Raw genomic sequence first — 12096 nt, forward strand, 5'->3', positions numbered from 1 at the left:
GTCGCAAATCTGCCACGGGAGGCGATCCGCGTTTCAAAACCGCTAAAATGAAGAAACTTCAACAACCCCGTCTGAAGCTGACGCCGCCCAGGCATTCGCTGTGCCGCCAGAAGCGGCCGGGCGGTTTTCATCATCCGGAACCGCAGGCATCAGCCGTACCGGGAGAACAGGTTTCTATGCTTCCTTCGAAGATCCAGGGTCAATCTCCTGTCAAAAAACGCAGCATCGGCAGGATTCTGGGCTGGGTGTGCGCCATCGGCGCCGCCTGCGCCGCAAGCGGCATGCTGCTGTTTACCTTTCTGTTCGCCATTGTCTACGCCCAACTGCCGGACATGACGGAAATGCGCTCCTATTCTCCAAAGCTGCCGCTCAAGATATGGTCCTCCGACAACCAGCTGCTGGCCGAATACGGTGAAGAACGCCGGGACTATGTTCCGATCGACGAACTGCCCAAGCATGTCAAGCTGGCTATTCTGGCCGCCGAAGACTCGGATTTTTACGAACACTCGGGCGTGGATCTCTCCGGCATTGGTCGGGCCCTCATCAGCAACATTCTTTCGGGACACAAGGGGCAGGGCGGATCCACCATCACCATGCAGGTCGCGCGCAACTGCTTTCTCTCTTCCGAGAAAAGCTACATGAGGAAGCTCTATGAAATCGCCATCGCGACCAAACTTGAGCACGAACTCACCAAGGACCAGATTCTGGAAATCTACGTGAACCAGATTTATCTCGGCCAGCGGGCCTACGGTTTTGGATCGGCCGCGAGGACGTATTTCGGCCGGCCGCTGAAGGAGCTGAGCATCGGGGAAGCTGCGACGCTGGCCGGACTGCCGGTGGCACCCTCGGCATACAACCCCGTTGTCAACAACCGGCGGGCCACCATGCGCCGCAACTACGTGCTCGGGCGGATGGCGGCCCTCGGGTTCATTTCCGAGCAGAAGCGGCAGGAAGAGCAAGCCAAGCCGGTCTATGTGCAGGATGCCGTGGCTGACGCCGTGGCCGGCAAACGCTCCCTCAAGATTCATGCTGAATATGCGACAGAGCTCGCCCGGCAGCTGGTTTACGACATTTTCAAGGACGATGCCTACACAAGGGGCCTCAACGTCTATCTCACCATCAACAGCAAGGACCAGCAGGCCGCCTATTCAGCCGTGCGCTCGAACATCGCCTCCTTTGACAAGGTCCGCGGCTACAGGGGCGCCGAAGGCCAGATTCGCCTCCCGGCCAGCCTCGACGAACAGGCTAAAACCATCAAGCAGGCCCTGCACGCCGCCGCCTCCAGCCCCAACCTTCTTCCTGCCATTGTTCTGAGCACATCGCCCTCTATCAGGGCGGCCATCTCCAATGGCGAAACCGTTACGCTGGACCGGGCCTCAAACGCATTTGCCGGAAAATTCCTCAAGGCGAAACCCGATGATCCGACTGGGCTGCGTCCCGGAGCCCTCATTAGGGTCACACGCACCTCCGGCGGCTGGACGCTCTCGCAGATTCCTCAGGTTCAGACCGGCTTCATGGCCGCAGACTTCCGCACTGGTGCTATCCGGGCGCTGGTCGGAGGGTTTGACTACGACCTCAACATGTTCAATCACGTGACGCAGGCCTGGAGGCAACCCGGCTCATCGTTCAAGCCGTTCATTTACTCCGCCTCGTTGGAGAAGGGATTTACGCCCAACACCATCCTTCAGGACTCGCCTTTCTATCTGGACGCCAAGAAAAACGGCGGCCAAGCCTGGTCCCCCAAAAATTACTCGGGGAAATTCGAGGGACCGATGCCTCTGCACAGGGCGCTGGAAAAATCCCAGAACATTCCTGTGATCCGCGTCATGAACGCCATAGGCCCCAAGTACGCCCAAGAGTTCCTGGCCCGCTTCGGCTTTCCAGCCTCACGGCACTCACCAACCCTCTCCACTGCGCTCGGTTCGGGCACCGTCACCATCTGGCAGATGGTGGAGGCATACTCGATTTTCGCCAACGGCGGCTACCGCGTGCAGCCCTACTTGATTGACAAGATTGTGGACGAAAGCGGCCGCACCATCATGACGGAGGAAAACCGCGAGGCCGGCGACGAATCCATCCGCGCCATTCCCGCCCGCAACGCCTTCGTGATGTCAACGCTTCTCAATGACGTCGCCCGCAGGGGAACCGCCGCGCGGGCCGGCGCTGCGCTGGGCCGGCCCGACGTGGGCGCCAAGACCGGAACTTCCAACGACTCCAACGACGCCTGGTTCGCGGGCTTCGCCGGCAATCAGGTCGCCGTGGGCTGGATGGGCTACGATCAGCTGCGCTCTCTCGGCAGCAAGGCAACTGGAGGCGTGCTCATGCAGCCTATCTGGATCAGCTATATGCAGACCGCGGTGCGCGGGCAGCCGATATACAATCGGATGCCGCCCGGCGGCGTTGAGCAGCGGGCGGGCGAATGGTGCTACTCGGAGGTGAGCGACGGCACGCATGCCGAGAGCTCTACCCCAGTCTCTTCGGGAGACGATCCCGTCAGCTCCCTGCTGAAGCTTTTTTAGGAGGCCTGGAGAAGCGAACCTCCTCGCCGGCGAGCAGGCTGGCCGCCGAGGCAAGAACCTCCCAGAACTCCCGTCCCTCGGAGTCTTCCCACCGCTCGCCGTGAAGCGAGAAGTGGAAGCCCCCGGAGCGGCGGGAAGCGAGCCAGACCTGCTGCGTAGGCGTCTGGAGGTTTATGACGATCTGCTCCCCGCTGTCGAATTCGATGGTCAGGACATTGCCGTTGCGGTCGCAGTCCGCCATTGACAGTTCAGGAGCGTCTTCAATTTCGGAGAGCAGCGATTCCGCTTTTTCTATAAAAAGAGTCTGATTCATGATGAAAAACAGGTTCCTACGTGCCTCGATCATTGTAAGTCTTTCCTGCTGCGCGCTTCTGACCGGCTGCGGGCTGAAGTCCGGGCTTTACATGCCGGCTCCCGCACACCGTCCGTCTGCCGCCGGTTCTGCCCAGAACCCGCAGGCCCGGCAGACGCCCGGCTCCGCCGCTCGGGATCAGACCTCTTCGGACGAACACGCCGCCTCCGGCGCTGCCGCTGAAAACAAATAACCGATAACCTGTCAAAAACATGACTGATACCTTGCAGACACAGATCCCTTCTCTACCAGATGGCGTGTCCTTCGCCTACAGAGGGGATGCCCTTTACTGCGAAGACCTTCCCGTTTCAGAGCTTGCGTCCCGCTACGGGACGCCGCTGTACGTCTATGGGCAAAAAGCCATCCAGACGGCCTACCAGGAATACGACCAGGCCTTCGGAGAGCATCCGCACAGCATCATGTACTCCGTGAAGGCCAATTCCAATCTGGCCATCGTAAATCTGCTTGCGCGGCTCGGCGCAGGCTTCGATGTTGTCTCGGGCGGGGAGCTGTTGCGCGTGATCGCTGCCGGCGCCGAGCCCTCCCGGGTCGTCTTCTCCGGCGTCGGAAAAACGGACGCTGAAATCACCCTCGCCCTGCAGAAAGGCATTCGCTGTTTCAACATAGAAAGCATCCCAGAGCTTGAGCAGATCGCGTCTATCGCGAGGAAGCTGGGCCGGAGGGCCCCGGTGTCCGTCCGCGTCAACCCGAACGTCGATGCCAAAACCCACCCCTACATTTCCACGGGCCTCCGGAACAATAAATTCGGAGTGGCCTACGAGCAGACCCTGTCCCTATACCGGCACGCGGCAGCCCTGCCTGAGATTGAAGTCACGGGCATCGACTGCCACATCGGCAGCCAGATCACCGAGCTCTCGCCTTTCGAGGACGCCGGAGAAAAAATCCTGGACCTGATCGCGAAGCTGGCCGAGGAGGGCATCGCCCTGAGGCACATCGACTTCGGAGGCGGCCTGGGAGTCCGGTACAAAGATGAGACGCCCCCCAGCAGAAAAGCCTTCATAGAGACTCTCCTTGGCATGCTGGAACGCCGGGGCATGAGCCGCCTCGACTGTCTCATCGAGCCGGGAAGATCGATCGTGGCCAACGCCGGCATACTGGTCTGCTCAGTCATCAGGGACAAAACGGGAGAAACCAAAAATTTCGCTGTAGTGGACGCTGCAATGAACGATATGGGCCGGCCCATGTTCTATCAGGCCTGGATGGGAGTCGTGCCCGTAAAAATCCGCAGGGGCGACTCCCGCTGCTATGACGTCGTAGGCCCCATCTGCGAGTCCGGAGACTGGCTGGCCAGGCAGAGGATGCTGTGCATCAGGCAAGGTGACCTTCTCGCCGTTACCTCGGCCGGAGCTTACGGCATGTCGATGAGCTCAAACTACAACACCCGGCCCAGGGCGGCCGAAGTGCTGGTCAGCGGAGAGCAGGCTTTCTGCATCCGGGAGCGGGAAAAGCCGGAAGACCTATGGAGGCTGGAGCATATCCCCCAGCCCTGAGGATTTTTCTCCTTCCTTCTTTTTTGGCAGGACGACAAAGTGAGCATCTACGAATCAGCCCGGTTTCTAACCTCTTCGAGCAGCATCAGCGGCCTTCCGGCGGCTGCACTGCCCGAGATAGCCTTTGCGGGCCGTTCCAACGCCGGCAAGTCCACCACCATCAACGTTCTTACCCGCCAGGGTAAGCTCGCCTACGCCTCCAAGACGCCTGGACGCACGCAACTGATCAATTTTTTTGAATTGGCACGCAAGGATCCTGCGAGCCATGAGCGCATTCCCCTGGGCTACCTTGTCGACCTCCCTGGCTACGGATTTGCCAAAACTACGGAACAGATCCGCTCGTCATGGTCTGATCTGGTCGGCGGCTATATGGATTCCCGAAGCTCGCTGATCGGTGTCGTCCTCGTGATGGATGCGCGCCGCCCGTTCATGCCGTCCGATGAATGGGTGATCAGCTTTCTTGCCAAGCGTCCTACCATGCGCATGGCGTGGCTTCTCAACAAGGCTGACCAATTAAGAACGGTTTCAGAACGCTGTGCTTTAATTCGCAGAGTCAGGGAACGCGCGGCGGAATTCGCCAACCCGGTTTCCGTCCAGCTGTTTTCGGGTCTGAAAAAAACAGGGACCGAAGAGCTTCGCTCGACATTGGACTCCTGGCTGGGCATTGGCTGAATCAATTTTCATCCCCGCCGCGGCCGGCTTGGGGAAGTTCTCCCCCCCCCTCCGCTGCCCTGAGTTTTTTTATTAGAGGCTTTATCCATGCAAACGCTTGGTCAGTTTCCGATGGTGCGCATGCGCCGCAATCGTCATGACGACTTTTCCAGAAGGCTGGTAAGGGAGACGACACTGTCCCCGAGCGATCTGATCCTTCCTGTCTTCGTAGAAGAAGGCCAGAACCGCCGCGACCCCGTCCCGTCCATGCCCGGCGTGTGCCGGCTCTCCATTGATCAGTTGCTTGAGGTCTGCGAGGAGATGGTCTCCCTGGGCATTCCCATGGTCGCCCTGTTCCCGCATATCGAGCAGAATTTGAAGGCCCCGGACGGACGCGAAGCCCACAACCCCGATGGCCTCATTCCTCGCGCCGTCAAGGCGATCAAAGCCAAATTCCCTCAGCTCGGCGTCATGACGGACGTCGCCCTCGACCCCTACACCACGCACGGCCAGGACGGGCTGATCGATAGCACAGGCTTTATCCTCAACGACGAGACGGTCGAGCAGCTGATTCTCCAGGCCCTCTGCCAGGCCCGGGCCGGCGCCGACGTCATCGCCCCGTCCGACATGATGGACGGGCGCATTGGCGCCATTCGCAAGGCACTGGAGGATGACGGAAGGATTTACACCCGCATCATGGCCTATTCCGCGAAATACGCGTCTTCCTATTACGGCCCCTTCCGCGACGCCGTCGGCTCGTCCTCCAACCTGGGACGTTCAAACAAGGACGTCTACCAGCAGGATCCTGCCAACGGCAACGAAGCGCTGTGGGAAGTCGGCTATGACCTGGCGGAGGGCGCCGACATGGTGATGGTGAAACCCGGCATCCCCTATCTGGACGTGCTTTGGAGAGTGAAGGAAGAGTTCAAGGCCCCGACTTTCCTCTATCACGTCTCCGGCGAATACGCCATGCTGAAATTCGCCGCGGCAGCCGGCGCCATCGATGAAAAGAAGATCACTATGGAAACCATGATCTGCGCCAAGCGTGCTGGAGCTGATGGCATCCTCACGTACTGCTCGCTTGACGTGGCACGCTGGCTCAAGGAGGGCTACGAGTACTAATTCCGCGCCTTGAAACCCCCGCCCTGCCGCTGCAGGGCGGCCCCGTGCCGGTCTTCTCTCACCGACCGGCCTTAAAGGCCCGCAGTCGCCTGCCCTCGCGCTTTGTTGGACGGCCACCCCTGATGGAGCGGGCCGGCTCCGCCGCCAGCTTAAGTATTTCCTTCCTGTGCTTTCTTAATTCACGGCTGGACTCGGTCTCCTCGTAAAGCTTCGAGGCTTCTGAGGCCGAACCCCGTTTGTCGCTCAGTCCGGTGACACGCACCTCCATCAGCTCCTCGCCCCGGCGGATCGACAGCAACATGCCGGGCCTGACCTCCCTGGAGGACTTCAGCCTCTCGCCCTCGCAGGTCACGCGCCCGGTGGCTATGGCATCCTGCGCAAGAGACCTTGTCTTGAAAAAACGCGCGGCCCAAAGCCATTTATCGAGCCGTACATCTTCTGCTTCTTTTTGCATTTTCGACCCTAAGAAAAAGCGGATCCTGCCGTTTAAACAGAATCCGCTTCGTCAGCTGCCGGCGCCGGGCGCAGCTGAAGGCCGCACCCGACGGGAAACCCTTGCTTACTCAGCCTTCTTGGCCTCAGCCTTTTCCTCAACAGGCTCGGCCTTCGGGGCGGCCTTTTCGGTGAGCTCCATATAAGCGAGGGGAGCGTTGTCGCCCACGCGGAAGCCCATCTTGAGGATACGGGTGTAGCCGCCGTTGCGCTTGGCAAAGCGCGGCCCGATTTCGTCAAACAACTTGGTGACGGTCGCACGGTCGCGCAGGCGGTTGAAAGCGAGGCGGCGGTTGGCAACGGAGGGATTCTTGCCGAGAGTGATCAGGGGCTCGACAATGCGGCGAAGCTCCTTGGCCTTCGGAAGAGTCGTCTTGATGGCTTCGTGCTGAAGCAGAGAGACGGCCATGTTGCGGAACATGGCAAGGCGGTGGGAGCTGGTGCGGTTAAGCTTGCGAAGACCTAAACGATGACGCATTTTAATTCCTATATTTTCTTTGAAAGTCGAAAAACGACGCTGTACCCGACTCTTCTATCCCCCGAAGGGGCGGACGGGTTATGAACGCCTGTGCTGCACGCACAAAGCAAGGGCGGAGATTACTCTCTTTTCCTGCTTTGTGCAAATAAAACAAAAGTTAACGCTCAAGTCCCTGCGGCGGCCAGTTTTCCAGCTTCATGCCGAGGGTAAGACCGTGAGCTGCAAGAACCTCCTTGATTTCGTTGAGGGACTTGCGGCCGAGGTTCGGGGTCTTGAGCAGCTCATTTTCCGTGCGCTGAATCAGATCGCCGATGTAGTAGATGTTCTCGGCCTTCAGGCAGTTGGCGGAGCGCACGGTCAGCTCGAGGTCATCGACCGGACGCATGAGGATCGGGTCAAGCGGCGGCGGATTGCTGGCGCCAGCTTCTTCCACAACAGCCTCATTCTTGTCGGCGGCTTCAGTCGTGATGGAACCGAAGACAGTGAGCTGGTCCTGCAGGATCCTAACGGCTTCGCGGAGTGCGTCCTCGGGCGTAATCACACCGTTGGTCACGATCTCGAGCGCGAGCTTGTCGAGGTCGGTCCTCTGACCGACGCGGGCGGAGCTCACCTGATAGGCGACGCGCAGAATCGGGCTGAAGGAAGCGTCCATGATCAGGCGGCCGATCTGCTGGCGCGAGTGGTCGTCCTCAAAAGCACGAACATTGCCGGGCTGATAGCCGCGTCCCTTTTCAACCTTCACCTGCATTTCCAGGCGGCCGCCCGAGAGATGGGCGATGACATGGTCAGGATTCTGGATCGTCACGTCATGCGGCAGCTCGAAATCCGCCGCGGTTACCACCGTATTGCCTTCCTTGCGGAGCATCAGGGAGACTTCATCGCGGCCCTCGAGCTTGAAGATGACGCCCTTCAGGTTCAGCAGGATGTCGACGACGTCTTCCATGACGCCTTCAATCTGGGAGTACTCGTGAACGATGCCCGTGATCTGGGCTTCAGTAGGAGCGTACCCGACCATGGAGGCGAGGAGAATGCGGCGCAGGGCATTGCCCAGCGTGTGGCCATAGCCGCGTTCAAACGGCTCCAGTGTGATGACGGCCCTGTTAGGGTTTTTCTCATCAACCGCAACGTCAATTGTGTTGGGCTTGAGAAGTTCAGCGTTGAACATTGGTTGACTATCCTATTCAATACCCTCGGCTCGTTACACCGATAAGGCTGATGGAGGTCAGGGGCTGAGGAAAAAACGCGGACAGCGCCCCAGTTGGTCCATCCGCGTCTGAAAATTGTAACTGGCCGATTCCCCGCTGGGGAACCGGTCAGATGCAGCCTGATTAACGAGAATAAAGTTCAACGATCAGGGCTTCGTTGACCTCAGGGTTGAACTCTTCGCGCTCAGGCAGGTTCTTGAAGGTGCCTTCAAACTTCTTGGCATCGACGGAGACCCAGCCGGGGAAACCGTTCTGGGTAGCCAGTTCAAGAGCCTCGGCGATGCGGGCCTGCTTGCGGGCCTTCTCGCGGACGGAGACGACATCCCCGGCTTTCACCAGGGCGGAAGGAATATCGACGCGCTGTCCGTTGACAGCGATCGCGCCGTGGTTCACCAGCTGGCGGGCTTCTGCACGGGTGGATGCAAAGCCCATACGGTAAACCACATTGTCAAGGCGGCTCTCAAGGAGCAGCATAAGGTTTGTACCAGTGTTGCCGCGCCGGGCTTCAGCGGTCTTGAAAATGCGGCGGAACTGGCGCTCAAGGATGCCGTACATGCGCTTGACCTTCTGCTTTTCGCGAAGCTGGGTGCCGTAGTCGGACATCCTGGCGCCGGAAATCTTGCCGTGCTGGCCCGGTTTGGTTTCGGCGTCCTTAACTTTCGAGTCGAAGGAACGGCGAGCGCTCTTCAGGTTGAGATCACAACCCTCACGACGCGCGAGCTTGAGCTTGGGACCGAGATAACGTGCCATTTAAATTAGCCTCTCTTATCCTGCGGAATCACTCCGCATTCAGTCTTTTCTCTCGGTTGATGGAGAAAGGACACGGAAATGTTGTTGATGTTAAACGCGGCGGCGCTTCGAAGGACGCACACCGTTGTGCGGGATCGGGGTCACGTCCTGGATGGAGGTGACGCGAATACCCACGGAGTTCAGGGCGCGGATGGAGCTCTCGCGGCCGGGGCCGGGCCCGGTGACCTGAACGTCGACGCTCTTAAGGCCGAATTCAAGGGCAGCGCGGGCAGCCTGTTCGCTGGCCACCTGAGCGGCGAACGAAGTGGACTTGCGCGAGCCTTTGAAACCCTGAGCGCCGGAAGAAGACGCCGAAATGACGTTCCCCTGGCGATCGGTGATGGAAATAATCGTGTTGTTGAAGGACGCGTGGATGTGCGCGACGCCTTCCGTCACGACCTTGCGGACCTTCTTGCGGCCGCGGGCGGCAGAAGCGGATCCTGCGGCTTTCTTATTGGTAGTTGTGCCAGCCATTCTTTACCTCGAAATTACTTCTTGAGCGTGACACCAACCTTGCGCGGTCCCTTGCGGGTGCGGGCGTTGGTGCGAGTACGCTGACCACGGACCGGAAGCCCACGGCGATGACGCATGCCGCGATAGGTCCCCAGGTCGATCAGACGCTTGATCGAAAGCTGAATTTCACGACGGAGGTCACCCTCAACGGTGAACTTGGAAACCGCATCGCGGATCTTCTCAAGCTCTTCATCATTGAGGTCTTTGACCAACTTGTCCTGCGGAACACCGCAGGCATCACAGATGTCGCCAGCGCGGGTGCGGCCGATGCCATAAATGGCGGTCAACCCGATGACGGCATGCTGATTCGGCGGAATATTAATACCGGCGATACGAGCCATTTTTTTTTCCTTACCTCTTTAGCCTTGACGCTGCTTGTGACGCGGATCGCTGCAGATCACGCGCAAAACACCCTTGCGCTTGACGATCTTGCAGTTGCGGCACATCTTTTTAACCGAAGCTGCTACCTTCATTTTCATCTCCAGCCATGCCGCTCAGCGGCATGGGTTCTGATGCTCTTGACAAGAAGGAGGGAGCATATACCATTTTCGGGATTTGCACAACCGGATTGAACAAAAAATGATCTCACCGGCTGCGCAATCCCGAGCCATGGAGCCCGGTCCCCTTGTCGCGGCTTTTGCAGAAAGCCGCCGGCACCGTATTATGCCGGGGTCAAAGTCCCCGACCAAAGCCTTGGAAGTTTGTCTTCCTCAGCAAACTTTCATACTGCTGTGACATCAGGTAAGCCTGGACCTGAGTCATGAAGTCCATCGCCACCACCACAACGATGAGCAACGATGTACCGCCAAAATAGAACGGAACGTTGAACTTCAGGTTCAGGAATTCAGGAACCAGACACACAAACACCAGGTAAATCGCACCACTCAGCGTGAGCCTCTGGAGGATCCGATCGACATACTTCGCCGTCTGATCCCCAGGACGGATGCCGGGGATAAACGCCCCGCCCTTCTTCAGATTTTCCGCCGTCTCCTTCGGATTAAAGACAAGAGCCGTGTAGAAGTAGGCGAAAAACACGATCAGCGCAGCATACAGCAGCGTGTAGATCGGCTGTCCCGGCGAGAGCGAAGAGGCAAGATCGCGCAACCAGCGGTTGGAGTCGCTGGCCGTCATCCAGCCTGCCACCGTCGCAGGAAACAGAATCAGGGAAGAGGCGAAAATCGGCGGAATCACGTTGGCCATGTTTATCTTCAGGGGAAGATAGGTCGACTGCCCCCCGACGATATTCCGGCCAATCTGGCGCCGCGCGTAATTCACCGTAATACGACGCTGCGCCCTCTCCATGAACACCACGAAGGCGGTCACGAGAAGGACCACGGCGATCACGAAGATAGCCGCGAGCGGGCTGATGGCTCCAGTGCTCACCAGCGACATCAGGCCGGACGCCGCATTGGGAAGCCCCGCGACGATACCGGCGAAGATGATGATGGAGATACCGTTGCCAAGCCCTCTTTCCGTAATCTGCTCGCCCAGCCACATCAGGAACATAGTCCCGGTCACCAGCGAGACCACGCAGGTGAACTGGAAGACCGGACCCGGATTGACGACCAGGCCCGGCTGGGTCTGCAGTGCCACGGAAATGCCCAGGGCCTGAAACAGGCCCAGGAACAGAGTCGTATAGCGAGTGTACTGAGTGATTTTTCTGCGGCCGGACTCTCCCTCTTTTCTCAGAGCTTCAAGGGAGGGCATCACATAGGACAGCATCTGCAGAATAATGGCTGCAGAAATATACGGCATGATGCCCAGGGCAAAAAGCGAAAAACGAGAGAGCGCCCCGCCGGAGAACATGTTGAACAGCCCGAGAATGCCGCCCTGCTGCTGATTGAACAGCTGCTGGAGCATATCAGGGTCAATGCCCGGAACCGGAATGTGAGCTCCGATCCGGTAGACGATCAGAGCAAAGGCAAGGAACAGCAGACGGCGCTTGAGGTCGCCGTACTTGCTTCCGCTCTGCTCTTTTTTGTTTCGGCTGTACGCCACGTTCTACCTCACTGAAGAAAGATTACTCTGCAGCGACAACCGTGCCGCCGGCGGCCTCGATGGCCGCCTTGGCGCCTTTGGTCACGCTCAGCCCCCGGACCGTCACCTTGCGGGTGATCTTGCCGGACAGGATGACGCGGGCTTCAGCGGTGAGCGGCGACACGACATTCGCCTTCTTCAGAACAAGCAGATCGATCTCGTCAACCGGGAGCTTCTCAAGGTCGCTCAGGCGGACTTCCTCCACATACTTGTGGGTAAGGGAGGTGAAGCCGCGCTTCGGCAGACGGCGGTAGATCGGCATCTGGCCGCCTTCGAAACCCACCTTGTGGAAGCCGCCAGCACGGGACTTCTGGCCCTTGTGACCACGAGTAGCGGTCTTGCCCATGCCGGAGCCAACGCCGCGGCCGACACGGCGGACCGCGGACTTGGAACCCTCAGCGGGCTTAATCGTATTCAAACGCATTTT

15 protein-coding genes are annotated in these 12096 nt (G+C 59.1%); 5 read left to right on the forward strand and 10 right to left on the reverse strand.

Features of this window, described 5'->3' with window-relative positions; genetic code table 11:
* The first annotated feature begins 176 nt into the window (after positions 1-176).
* Positions 177-2519: a penicillin-binding protein 1A gene (locus MAF45_RS06525; protein ID WP_237978768.1), complete on the forward strand. Its 2343-nt coding sequence runs from the start codon at positions 177-179 to the stop codon at positions 2517-2519.
* On the opposite strand, the gene cyaY is transcribed toward MAF45_RS06525, so the two are convergent.
* The gene (gene cyaY / locus MAF45_RS06530; RefSeq protein WP_237978769.1) at positions 2494-2832 is read right to left on the reverse strand and encodes an iron donor protein CyaY; all 339 of its coding nucleotides are present in this window, start codon (positions 2830-2832) and stop codon (positions 2494-2496) included. The genes MAF45_RS06525 and cyaY overlap by 26 nt on opposite strands.
* Position 2833: 1 nt before the next feature.
* Between cyaY and lptM the strand changes: the two genes are divergently transcribed.
* From lptM to hemB, 4 genes are all read left to right on the forward strand, one after another.
* The gene (gene lptM / locus MAF45_RS11460; protein WP_370659312.1) at positions 2834-3064 is read left to right on the forward strand and encodes an LPS translocon maturation chaperone LptM; all 231 of its coding nucleotides are present in this window, start codon (positions 2834-2836) and stop codon (positions 3062-3064) included.
* 19 nt (positions 3065-3083) lie between these two features.
* A complete protein-coding gene (gene lysA / locus MAF45_RS06535) occupies positions 3084-4382 on the forward strand; it encodes a diaminopimelate decarboxylase (protein WP_237978771.1) in 1299 nt (432 codons plus the stop codon).
* Positions 4383-4421: 39 nt separating this feature from the next.
* A complete protein-coding gene (yihA, locus tag MAF45_RS06540; RefSeq protein ID WP_237978772.1) occupies positions 4422-5054 on the forward strand; it encodes a ribosome biogenesis GTP-binding protein YihA/YsxC in 633 nt (210 codons plus the stop codon).
* 87 nt (positions 5055-5141) lie between these two features.
* Complete coding sequence (gene hemB / locus MAF45_RS06545) at positions 5142-6155, forward strand: porphobilinogen synthase (protein WP_237978774.1); 1014 nt, start codon at positions 5142-5144, stop codon at positions 6153-6155.
* 58 nt (positions 6156-6213) lie between these two features.
* Here the strand turns inward: hemB and MAF45_RS06550 are convergent, their stop codons facing one another.
* The 9 genes from MAF45_RS06550 to rplO all read right to left on the reverse strand — a co-directional run bounded on the left by MAF45_RS06550 (position 6214) and on the right by rplO (position 12093).
* Positions 6214-6609: an RNA-binding S4 domain-containing protein gene (locus MAF45_RS06550; RefSeq protein WP_237978775.1), complete on the reverse strand. Its 396-nt coding sequence runs from the start codon at positions 6607-6609 to the stop codon at positions 6214-6216.
* Positions 6610-6714: 105 nt separating this feature from the next.
* Entirely contained in the window at positions 6715-7125 is a 411-nt protein-coding gene (gene rplQ, locus MAF45_RS06555) for a 50S ribosomal protein L17 (protein ID WP_237978776.1), read from the reverse strand.
* A gap of 157 nt (positions 7126-7282) precedes the next feature.
* Positions 7283-8290 carry a DNA-directed RNA polymerase subunit alpha gene (locus tag MAF45_RS06560; RefSeq protein WP_237978777.1) on the reverse strand — a complete coding sequence of 336 codons (1008 nt, stop codon included), beginning with the start codon at positions 8288-8290 and terminating at the stop codon, positions 7283-7285.
* Between the two features lie 163 nt (positions 8291-8453).
* Positions 8454-9080 carry a 30S ribosomal protein S4 gene (rpsD, locus tag MAF45_RS06565; RefSeq protein ID WP_237978778.1) on the reverse strand — a complete coding sequence of 209 codons (627 nt, stop codon included), beginning with the start codon at positions 9078-9080 and terminating at the stop codon, positions 8454-8456.
* Between the two features lie 90 nt (positions 9081-9170).
* The gene (rpsK, locus tag MAF45_RS06570; protein WP_237978779.1) at positions 9171-9593 is read right to left on the reverse strand and encodes a 30S ribosomal protein S11; all 423 of its coding nucleotides are present in this window, start codon (positions 9591-9593) and stop codon (positions 9171-9173) included.
* A gap of 14 nt (positions 9594-9607) precedes the next feature.
* Positions 9608-9973: a 30S ribosomal protein S13 gene (gene rpsM / locus MAF45_RS06575; protein WP_237978780.1), complete on the reverse strand. Its 366-nt coding sequence runs from the start codon at positions 9971-9973 to the stop codon at positions 9608-9610.
* An 18-nt stretch (positions 9974-9991) separates the two neighbouring features.
* Positions 9992-10105 carry a 50S ribosomal protein L36 gene (rpmJ, locus tag MAF45_RS06580; protein ID WP_237978782.1) on the reverse strand — a complete coding sequence of 38 codons (114 nt, stop codon included), beginning with the start codon at positions 10103-10105 and terminating at the stop codon, positions 9992-9994.
* A 199-nt stretch (positions 10106-10304) separates the two neighbouring features.
* The gene (gene secY / locus MAF45_RS06585; protein ID WP_237978783.1) at positions 10305-11630 is read right to left on the reverse strand and encodes a preprotein translocase subunit SecY; all 1326 of its coding nucleotides are present in this window, start codon (positions 11628-11630) and stop codon (positions 10305-10307) included.
* A 22-nt stretch (positions 11631-11652) separates the two neighbouring features.
* Positions 11653-12093, reverse strand: a complete 441-nt coding sequence (gene rplO / locus MAF45_RS06590; RefSeq protein WP_237978784.1) for a 50S ribosomal protein L15 — start codon at positions 12091-12093, stop codon at positions 11653-11655.
* Positions 12094-12096: the final 3 nt, after the last annotated feature.

Source organism: Mesosutterella porci, from assembly GCF_022134585.1.
In the GTDB taxonomy this organism is placed as follows: domain Bacteria; phylum Pseudomonadota; class Gammaproteobacteria; order Burkholderiales; family Burkholderiaceae_F; genus Mesosutterella; species Mesosutterella porci.